At 41.1% G+C, this 9,609-nt stretch carries 9 protein-coding genes; 2 read left to right on the plus strand and 7 right to left on the minus strand.

What is annotated here, in order from left to right; all coding sequences use genetic code 11:
- Positions 1-146 precede the first annotated feature (146 nt).
- Positions 147-989, minus strand: a complete 843-nt coding sequence (locus M3205_RS24265; RefSeq protein WP_251172222.1) for a YtnP family quorum-quenching lactonase — start codon at positions 987-989, stop codon at positions 147-149.
- Between the two features lie 142 nt (positions 990-1,131).
- The gene (gene trmB / locus M3205_RS24270; protein ID WP_251172223.1) at positions 1,132-1,770 is read right to left on the minus strand and encodes a tRNA (guanosine(46)-N7)-methyltransferase TrmB; all 639 of its coding nucleotides are present in this window, start codon (positions 1,768-1,770) and stop codon (positions 1,132-1,134) included.
- Positions 1,771-1,981: 211 nt separating this feature from the next.
- On the opposite strand from trmB, the gene M3205_RS24275 reads away from it, so the two are divergent.
- On the plus strand, positions 1,982-2,260 hold the full coding sequence (locus M3205_RS24275) for a YtzH-like family protein (protein ID WP_197248404.1): 279 nt from the start codon (positions 1,982-1,984) through the stop codon (positions 2,258-2,260).
- Between the two features lie 3 nt (positions 2,261-2,263).
- Here the strand turns inward: M3205_RS24275 and M3205_RS24280 are convergent, their stop codons facing one another.
- From M3205_RS24280 to thpR, 5 genes are all read right to left on the minus strand, one after another.
- On the minus strand, positions 2,264-3,037 hold the full coding sequence (locus tag M3205_RS24280) for a phosphotransferase family protein (protein WP_251172224.1): 774 nt from the start codon (positions 3,035-3,037) through the stop codon (positions 2,264-2,266).
- A gap of 444 nt (positions 3,038-3,481) precedes the next feature.
- Positions 3,482-5,632, minus strand: a complete 2,151-nt coding sequence (pulA, locus tag M3205_RS24285) for a type I pullulanase (protein ID WP_251172225.1) — start codon at positions 5,630-5,632, stop codon at positions 3,482-3,484.
- 66 nt (positions 5,633-5,698) lie between these two features.
- On the minus strand, positions 5,699-6,664 hold the full coding sequence (locus tag M3205_RS24290) for a diacylglycerol/lipid kinase family protein (protein WP_251172226.1): 966 nt from the start codon (positions 6,662-6,664) through the stop codon (positions 5,699-5,701).
- Positions 6,654-7,631 carry a nuclease-related domain-containing protein gene (locus M3205_RS24295; protein ID WP_251172227.1) on the minus strand — a complete coding sequence of 326 codons (978 nt, stop codon included), beginning with the start codon at positions 7,629-7,631 and terminating at the stop codon, positions 6,654-6,656. The genes M3205_RS24290 and M3205_RS24295 overlap by 11 nt, the downstream gene beginning before the upstream one ends.
- A gap of 56 nt (positions 7,632-7,687) precedes the next feature.
- Positions 7,688-8,266, minus strand: coding sequence for an RNA 2',3'-cyclic phosphodiesterase (gene thpR / locus M3205_RS24300; protein ID WP_251172228.1), 579 nt, complete (start codon positions 8,264-8,266; stop codon positions 7,688-7,690).
- Positions 8,267-8,538: 272 nt separating this feature from the next.
- Here thpR and cysK point away from each other — a divergent pair, with 272 nt between their 5' ends.
- Complete coding sequence (cysK, locus tag M3205_RS24305; RefSeq protein ID WP_251172229.1) at positions 8,539-9,471, plus strand: cysteine synthase A; 933 nt, start codon at positions 8,539-8,541, stop codon at positions 9,469-9,471.
- Positions 9,472-9,609 lie beyond the last annotated feature (138 nt).

A 9,609-nucleotide genomic window follows, 5' to 3' on the forward strand; every position in this document is an offset into this window, starting at 1 on the left:
TCCAGAAATGGCCTAGAAGATGACCTCGGAGAGGTCTATCATCATCTGAAAATGCTTCAAAGCCAATAAAATTCAAAAAAGAGGTCCGGAATGAGACTATTCCGAACCCTTTTGTCTACAAACTGAAATCCCCGAATGGGGATTTTTTAGCTTTTTTGCCTTTCCACTTTTTCAAGCATATTTCCTGCTTCATCCCACTTGACTGCCCTGTAAAAAGCATCGTGGTAAAAAGTGAACCAAGCATTTCTTTTTATGCCGTAATCCATCCATTTTTCCTTGGCGCTGATGGAATCCATCGGATAGTCATCATAAGCGAGGACCCATAAAACATTTGCATGGGCATGTGTTGGCATGATATCAGCCATATGAATGACGGTATCGTCTTCATCTTCTATAACCAGGATGGAATGTCCATTACTGTGGCCGCCTGTATGCACCAATTTAATAGGACCGAGTGTCCACTCCCCTTCAAAAACTTCCACCTGATCCTTAATGGACTCCCAGTTTTCTTTCCAATATGTATTTCTGGAGCGGATATTAGGATTTCTCATTTCTTCCCATTCAACCCGTGATGCAATGATTCTGGCATTCGGAAATACAGATGAGAATTTTCCTTCTTCCGGTTTTGTCAGTCCGCAGGCATGATCAAAATGAAGATGCGTCATAAGGATATAATCGATATCTCCGAGGGATAAACCGTGCTTAGCTAAATCCTGTTCAACAAACGACTCTTCAAGCGCTCCGAAATTCCTCTTCTGCTTTTCATTCAGTTTCCCGTTTCCCAGACCTGTTTCGACTAACATATTCTTGCCGTCAAATTGAATAAGAATGGGATCTGTTCTCAGCTCTATCTGATTTCTCTCATTGCATGGATATCTTTTTGACCACAATGGCTTCGGAACTACACCAAACATGGCTCCTCCGTCAAGATATGTGACACCGCCGCGAAGCCAGGACATCTTTATGTTCTTTAACTTCAATGTTTCCACGAGTATCTCCTCCATTAATATTTCTGAGCAAGCGCTCGCTTATCTTTATCACATCATAACATTTAAGCGCTTACCTGTGGAAATATTTAAATTATTTATGTGAAATACAAATAATAAAGCCTATCCATTTGGATAGACTGAATTATTTGTATTGTACCTCACACCGGAAAATACGGCTGCCCCTTGATGAGAACTTTTCTTCATATTCGGTCATGATGTTTCCTTTAAAATCACTATTGTGAAGGTCGAGACTGACAAATGTCAGCAGCATGCCATAATCGGAAAAACTCATAAGAGAAGATTCAAACAGTCCCTGGTTATCAGTCTTAAAGTGGATTTCTCCCTTATCCACAAGAATATCTTCATAAATTTCCAGGAAGCTCCTATAAGTAAGCCTGCGTTTTGCATGACGCTTCTTCGGCCATGGATCTGAAAAATTGAGGTAGACACGATTGACTTCGCCTTTTTCAAAATAGTCACGAAGATCATTTGCGTTTACATTCAAAAGCTTTATATTTGGAAGCTCTTCCTCAATGACCCGATCCAGTGCGGAGACAATCACGCTTTCAGCCAGCTCAATTCCAATATAGTTAATATCCGGGTTTGCTTTTGCCATACCAGTTAGGAAGCGGCCTTTTCCTGTCCCAATTTCTATATGAAGGGGCTGATCTCTATCGAATGCTTCATTCCACTTTCCTTTATATTTTTCTGGTTCTGAAATTACGTATTGAGGATATTCGGCTAATTTATCCTTTGCCCACGGTTTATTTCGCTGTCGCATATTGACACTCCTAAAAATTAATATCGTTCAAACAATATCATGCCCATCACTGTGATGCAACTTTATTTTTTATCCCTTGCCAGCAGTTTAACCTAAGGGAATTTAATCACTTAAATTACATTCCCACATGAATAAATAAAAAAGGAATCCACAACCTAAAGTGAATTCCTTTTGCTTTTATTTTCAGATTCAACAGAAAGGATGTTTTTTCATGCCGCTTGGACACCAGGATCAATTAAATTTATTAAAAGATATTTTAAGCAATCATCAGACAGATTGCTGTGGCTCAATTTCAGAATGTGAACAATTGGAACGCCTGGTAAAATCATTAATGATCAACGGAAACATTAATCAAAATGTAAAAACAGTATTAGAAGAAATTTATGAATACAGTCAGCACGGAATCAATTCTTCCCAGTTGGATAACCACATTGAATCCCATCAAAATGATTTATCACAATGGGTACAGGATATAGATCAATTTTCGTAAATCTCAAAGAAGCTCATCCAGGTAAGAAAGCCACTTGTCCATTTCCTGGAATCTGAATTTATTTTTATGCCATTGGATAGATGTCAAAGTCTGTGCAATCACATACCATTTCATGCGGAGCAGCAAATCATTTGTCAATTGAATGCCATACCGCTCAAGCCAATTCGGCCATTCTTCTTTAGGAATGTACCAATATAACAGCATGCCCAAGTCGATGGCGGGATCTGCTATCATGGCTCCATCCCAATCAATCAAGTACAGCTGGTTGTTTTCTGCAAGCAGCCAGTTGTTATGATTTACATCGCAATGGCACACTGTATTTTCTTCACAGCGGATATGTGAAACTTCTTTTTTTAGGAAATCGACTGACTGAATAACAGCAATCTGCTCCTTCAGATCACAATCCAACTCTTCCTCAATCAAATGCAGAAGAGTTTCAGGCTGCAGCGGGGATTTCCCCATTCTAGTCAGCATACCAAGCAGCGGCTTTGAAGAATGGATCTTACCCAAAAGCTTTGCCACGCTTTCACGGTTCATGTCAGAAGCTTTTAGCTCCCGTCCATTAAGCCATTGCTGGGCAGTTATAACGTCCCCATTTTCCATTCTTTTTGTCCAGATAAGTTTCGGGACGATTCCTTCCGCAGATAGAACCGCCAGGAAAGGAGAAGAGTTTCTTTTAAGAAAAAGCCTCTGCTCGTCGTTCTGTGCATAAAAAGCTTCCCCTGTCGCCCCTCCGGCGGGAACAATCTCCCAGTCATGTCCAAATAAATGTTCCAAAATTGTTCACCTGCAATTCAATAAGCCATTGGTTGTTAAATAGCTTGAGTTGAAAATAAGCCCTGTTTTTTGATCAAAACTTATTTTGCCATGGCCGATAAAAGGGCCTTTGCTTAGTAATGTTATGTTCTATACGACTATCGTTCAATTTCACAAATATAGCTGTTTATCCGGTTAATTAATTAAAGCACCAATAATGCACAAAAAGTAATCAGTAAATATAAAACCATTCCTGTAACGGGAACTTAAAATAAAAAAAGAGCTATTGATGTAAGTTCCTCACAATAGCCATCTTTATAAATTTTATTCTTACTGGCTTTTTTCGTCAAGTGCATCTATTTAGGTTTACGGAATATCATCAGGAAAATGATGTTTTTTTCAAGTCTTTTATAACAGTATTTTCTAATTAAGGGTAGTGTTTGCAGAAAAAGCAGCAACCTGTTTCTATTTTCTGCAAACCAATACATAAGAACTTAATGGCGGAATTATCAATCCGGTGCTTACCTTGCGTATGGTGGAATTGCCGGCGGTATATTCATCTGCAATAAGGTCCCAATCCCCCTCTGGAAGCAGAATTTCTTCTTCCGTCGCTGTAGGGTTGATAATAACTGCAGCATGGCTGCACACGGCATTTGGCTCACTGCTGGTTAAAATATAACCAATCAGCGGTTTTTTAATATCCATAAACCGCATGGAATTGCGGATTAATTCCGCATCTGCAAGCCTGAAAAGAGGAATTGACCTTCTTATGCTGATCATTCCTTTAATATATTCAACATTATTGAAATAACGTGATTTTCTCTCCCAGTCCAGTTGATTGATGGAGTCCGGAGCCCGGTAGCTGTTTCCATTCCCGCCCTTGGTCCGATAAAATTCCTGACCGCTATGCAGAAATGGGATTCCCTGTGACAGGAGTACCATTACGGTTGCCAATCGGTGCTTTTTTTGCTGTGTCATCGAATCCGCATTTTCAGAACAAACCAGAATTTTATCCCATAGAGTGTGATTATCGTGGGATTCCACATAATTTACTGATTGGGACGGGGAAAGGAAGATGCCTTTCTCCTTTTTTTCCAGGCCAATGCTTCCTGCCAATACCTGCTTTGCCGCATCATAGTAATGGTCATTCCCTAACGCGTATCCTTTATCATATAAATTAAAGGTGCTGCCTTTGATGGAATCTCTGAACCAGTCATTAAATTGGCCGATTCCCGGCAGCTTTTCCTGATTGCGGATGCTTGCTTTCCTGTCTTCCGGTATAGGAGTATTCAAATCCCAGCCTTCTCCAATGATAATGACAGCTGGGTCAATTGATTCCGAAATTCTGCGAACCTCATTCATCGTTTCGATATCGAGGATACCCATTAAATCAAACCTGAAACCATCAATTTGATATTCCCTCATCCAATATGATACGGAATCAGCAATAAATTTCCTTGCCATCAGACGCTCAGAAGCAAAGTCATTTCCAACTCCGGTGCCATTTGAAGGCATCCCATATTGATCATGGCGGAAGAAATAGCCCGGTACGATTTTTTCAAAAGAAGAATGCTCACGAATATATACATGATTGTAGACTACGTCCATTATGACTCTAAGCCCTTGGGAATGAACAGCCTGAATCAAAGCTTTCAATTCTCTAATCCGTGAATAGGGATCCAGGGGATCGGAAGAATAGCTTCCTTCCGGGACATTAAAATGGAGCGGATTATAACCCCAGTTGTATTCTTCACTTGGATTTTTTTCATTTACACCTTCAAAGTCATGGACAGGCAGAAACTCAATGTGAGTTACACCGAGCTGTTTGACATATGACAGGCATGTCGGCTCCCCGTCACTGCCAACAGTGTTTGTCTCGCCCGCTCCCAGATAAAGGCCTTTCTGTTGTGCCCCACTCCCTGGATGAATGGTAAAATCCCTGATATGTGTTTCATATATGATGGCATCTGTCGGCTGATGGAGCGGCGGAAGATCCGGCTTCTTTATTTTTGTACTTTCCAAATTGACGACAGCCCCATATTCACCATTCAATCCCGAGGACACCGCATATGGATCTACAGCTTCTTTCCATTCCAAGTTAATGCATACCAGGAAAGAATAAAGAAAACGATCGAGGTCGCCGGTTACTTCACAGCTCCAGACTCCCCTCTCTCCTCTTGTCATCGGAAAAAGCTCCGCTTCTCCCTCCAATGCTCCTTTTAACTTCAGCTTTACCATTACAGCTGTCGGAGCCCAGAGCCTGAAGCACGTCTTTTCTTTGCTGTACGCTATACCCAGCGGTCCGTCATAATAGAACTTCTCATCAAAATCACTTGTTCGAATAACCGCTCCGATTTGCAGGTCTGTCTTCCCGCCATACTCATCCACTATCCAGTATTGTTTCCCGAATTCCACATCATGGTCTATTTTGCATGTATATTTAACGGCGCCCTCAATCGGGGTACTTTTCAATATGTCTGCAGGAATCTCTTCCTCCGCGTCTGAAAGGAGAGAGAAACCGGAAGAACGTCCCTGATGATAGCTTAAAGGAAGTAGAATTGTAATGATGTGCATTTCATCCAGGTATGCATTAAAAGTCCGTTCAATCGTTATCATTCCGAACTCAGCTCCTTTGCTTAGTAGGACGGAAATTTAAGAGCAGCTCTCTCCTAAAAATAATCACTAACCTTTAACATATCCTTTAATGATTGAAATGAATTCCGGGCAAACGGATGCTGAAATTGGTGTGCTGTCCAGAACCTCACCATCTGCGTGGGCAGGTATGGGGTGTGAAGAACGAATGCTGATATTTTTGCCCTGCAGGATTGCGACTTCTTTAAATCCTATATGTTTTCCCTTGAAGACAGAGGCAAATACAAACAAAAGTTTAATTCTGGATATATTGTGGACTACCGTAACATTTAGAATTCCATCAAAAGGGTTTGCATCCGGAGAAATCTTCATACCGCCTCCGTAGAATGGCTGATTGGAAATAGTGATAAACCAGGCTGACCTTATGTGATGTTTTTTTTCGTCAATGATGATTTCAAGATCAGAGCATTTATAGAAAAACAGCTCTTTTATAAGAAAGAGAGCGTATACAAATTTGCCCAGAGAAAGCTGGTTCAGGATACCCTTGATCTTTGAATTGTTTACTTTCCGGGAAATCAGTGCATCAAATCCTGCACCCATATTATTAATAAAATATGTTGTTTTCCCATCTGTGTGTCTAATCATCCCGATATCTGCCTTAACAGAATGACTGATCCCATTAAGCATGGCGGTTAAAGCTTCCCTGGGGTCTTTAGGGATATTATAGCCCCGTGAGAAGTCATTGCCGGACCCTCCTGGAATAAACCCGACAGTCACATTCTGATGACCCGCAGCGCCATTCATCACTTCATGAACCGTTCCGTCTCCTCCCACAGCAACAAGATACAATCTTTGTCCGCCTGCCTGTTCTATATAAACTTTTGCCAATTCCCTTGCATGGCCGCGATATTCTGTCCTGACTGCAGAGTAAGAGATATTTTCCTCTTTCAGCATCTGCTCAACCTTACCCCAGGCTTTCAAGCAATATCCATTTTTCGCCTGCGGATTTATAATGAACCTAAGTGATTTATTCCCGTGGAACATTTCAGGATTCATCCCGATTCTCCCACTCCAGTCTTCTGACTGATGCAGTCTGGCAATATTGAAGCAGTGCCTGTGCTCCTTTTAATTGAACATGCTTGAGGGGAGAACGCTGACTTCTCATTGCCTGAAACCATTGATCATAGGTCCTTTTCTCGACCAGCTGCACATCTGCAGGTGCTGCAGGATAATCAATATAGCCATTTCGAGAGAGTATTGCTTTTTTAACCGGCAATTCAATAGAATGAATTTCAAATATTTTTCGGATAATTTTCTCTGTTCTATTTAATGCAAGCAGCGGATTAAGTACTTTTTTCTCTTCCCCTTTTCCTTTTTTTGTCCAGAATCTATCATTTGAACCTGTGAATACCGCTGAATCCTCCTGCTCTAAAAAGCTGATGCACCATACCTCTGTCGGTCCTATAACTATAATCTCCGTTTCAACCGGTGCCCTTTTCAATAAAAAGATGGGATTATACATGACAAGGTACGTATCAGGATATCTCTGCAGAAAATACTTTAGCTTTTCATCATAATAGTAGTGCTTCTCAGGAAATGATTTTTCCGTTAGTGTAGACGTTGCCCATTTCATCTGGAACCGGTAAAGCTGGTCCAGAAACTGATGTTTTAGATTCTCAATTGTTTCCGGACGTACAGCAAAGGAGGCTTCAAATTCGAGCACATCTTCCTCCTTTTTTACGTTATTTTCGACAGGGTCATATTGCGCAAATTCTTCATTCCTGCCCCTTTTTAATAATCCCTTCAGTTTTTCCATAAGCGGCTCTTTTTCTTCACCGGACCAGTCTGTTGTGCCCGCAGTATCATGCTGCACGGATTGAGGGGTAAAGGATTCATTTGATTCCCATGCTTTATGCCATTTATCCCACTGCTGTTTTTTCAGCCTGACAAAACGGGAAGGATAAACAAAAATGTCCTGCTGGTAACGTGATACATAATCCTGCAATTTAATTAACTGTCCCATTCTCCTAGCCCTGCTTTCGTAAATAACTTTATATCTATTGTTAGTATGTAATTATTTTATTCCGCCAAAAGCGGAAAGATGGCAATACTTTCATATTTCGGCGATTTATCCAGATGAGTTTGATAAAGAACAACTTCTGAAACCTCAAACTCGAGGTGACCGTCTTTAAAAGGATTGATAACATCGAGCATACTTTGCTGAAAGGGACTAGTGCCAGCCCATTTTCTTGCCATGGTGATATGTGGCTTAAACGGTCTTGTCTCCAGCTCAAATCCCGCTTCCAGACAGGCAGAATATACCTTCAATCTTATGTCTTGAAGATGCTTGTCCTGCTGTGTTCCACACCATAAGATTCTTGGCGCGTCCTGTTTTCCGAATATGCCAAGTTTGTATATTTGCAGCCTAAAACATTTTTCGTTTCTGATCGAGTCAGCTGCAAGCCTGAGAGCTTTCTTCAGTTTGTCTTCAGGGGCCGATCCCAGAAATGCTAATGTAATATGATAATCCTCGTGGTAAACCCAGCGGCTAAAAGGCAGTTTGCTACCTACACATTCCATATATTCCTTCAACTTTTCCTTTGTTTCTTCCGGCAATTTCACCGCAAAGAAAAAATGAGCATTCATTTGTTTAGACACTTAATATTCCTCCATATTTCCACTTATTTTAACAAACATCTGTTAAAATTGGCAGATACTTTCTGTTTGTCCTCTTATTTTTGTACTCCTTCTAATTCCTTTTGATTTGATTGGAATAGTCTGTTTTAGTATGATGGATATATTACGGATAGATATAGATTTCCTTTATCAGGATGAAATTAAACAAATGGACATAAAATAACAAAGATAATAGTTCTATATATTAAACTTCCTTGTTATTAAATAAAGCCATATTTGAAAGGGAGAGTCAGATGAAAGTTGTCAACAACCTTGCAGACTTAATTGGAGATACTCCACTTGTAAAATTAAATAAACTGGCACCTGAAAATGGCGCAAGTATTTATGCAAAACTTGAATTCTACAATCCGAGCCGCAGTGTTAAAGACCGCGCGGCATATAATATGATTATCGAAGCGGAGAAGGCTGGAAAATTAAAACCAGGTGCAACCATTATTGAACCAACAAGCGGGAACACCGGCATTGGACTGGCAATGAATGCAGCAGCCCGCGGCTATAAGTCCATTCTGGTTATGCCTGATACTATGACGGCAGAGCGCATCAACCTTTTGAAAGCATACGGAGCAGAAGTTGTCCTGACCCCTGGTGATGACAAAATGCCCGGTGCTATTCAAAAGGCTAATGAACTGGCTGAGGAAATTCCAAACAGTTTTGTGCCGATGCAATTTGAAAATAGCGCTAACCCTGATGCACACCGTCACTCAACTGCCATCGAAATTATAGAGGCTATGAAGGAAATCGGCAAACCATTGTCTGCCTTCGTTGCCACGGCAGGTACTGGCGGCACGATCACCGGTACCGGTGAGGTTCTTAAAGAGCATTATCAGGGGCTGGAAGTGCATGTAGTGGAGCCAAAAGGCTCGCCCGTCCTATCAGGCGGAAAACCTGGCAGGCACAAGCTTGTCGGCACTAGCCCCGGATTTGTGCCGGAAATTCTCAATACGGATGTTTATGATGAAATTCATCAAATCAAAGATGAAGAAGCCTATGATACGACACGCAGAATGGCAAGAGAAGAAGGGATATTAGTCGGTCCCTCCTCAGGAGCTGCCTGCTATGCCGCCATCCAGGTTGCAAAAAGGCTAAAGCCTGACGATGTTGTCGTATTCATCGTTTGCGATACTGGAGAGCGATATCTTTCAAGCGATCTGTTTCAGTTTGAATAAGCTAAGGTAAGAGGGGCTGGGACAAAACTAGCTTCAGATAGTAAGAAAGGTGAATTTGAGTGCGCTCAAATTCACCTTTCTCTTATTTCAGGGTATTAATTCTTTAAATTCTTATTTTTTGGCAGTGAATTTCCTTAA

The organism is Cytobacillus firmus, from assembly GCF_023715565.1.
Taxonomy (GTDB): Bacteria; Bacillota; Bacilli; order Bacillales; family Cytobacillaceae; genus Cytobacillus; species Cytobacillus firmus_C.

Coding starts and splice junctions, on each gene's coding strand:
- cysK (WP_251172229.1), top strand. CDS start 8,539: ATGAAAGTTGTCAACAACCTTGCAGACTTAATTGGAGATACTCCACTT.
- M3205_RS24275 (WP_197248404.1), top strand. CDS start 1,982: ATGCCGCTTGGACACCAGGATCAATTAAATTTATTAAAAGATATTTTA.
- M3205_RS24295 (WP_251172227.1), bottom strand. CDS start 7,631: ATGGGACAGTTAATTAAATTGCAGGATTATGTATCACGTTACCAGCAG.
- pulA (WP_251172225.1), bottom strand. CDS start 5,632: ATGATAACGATTGAACGGACTTTTAATGCATACCTGGATGAAATGCAC.
- trmB (WP_251172223.1), bottom strand. CDS start 1,770: ATGCGACAGCGAAATAAACCGTGGGCAAAGGATAAATTAGCCGAATAT.
- M3205_RS24290 (WP_251172226.1), bottom strand. CDS start 6,664: ATGAATCCTGAAATGTTCCACGGGAATAAATCACTTAGGTTCATTATA.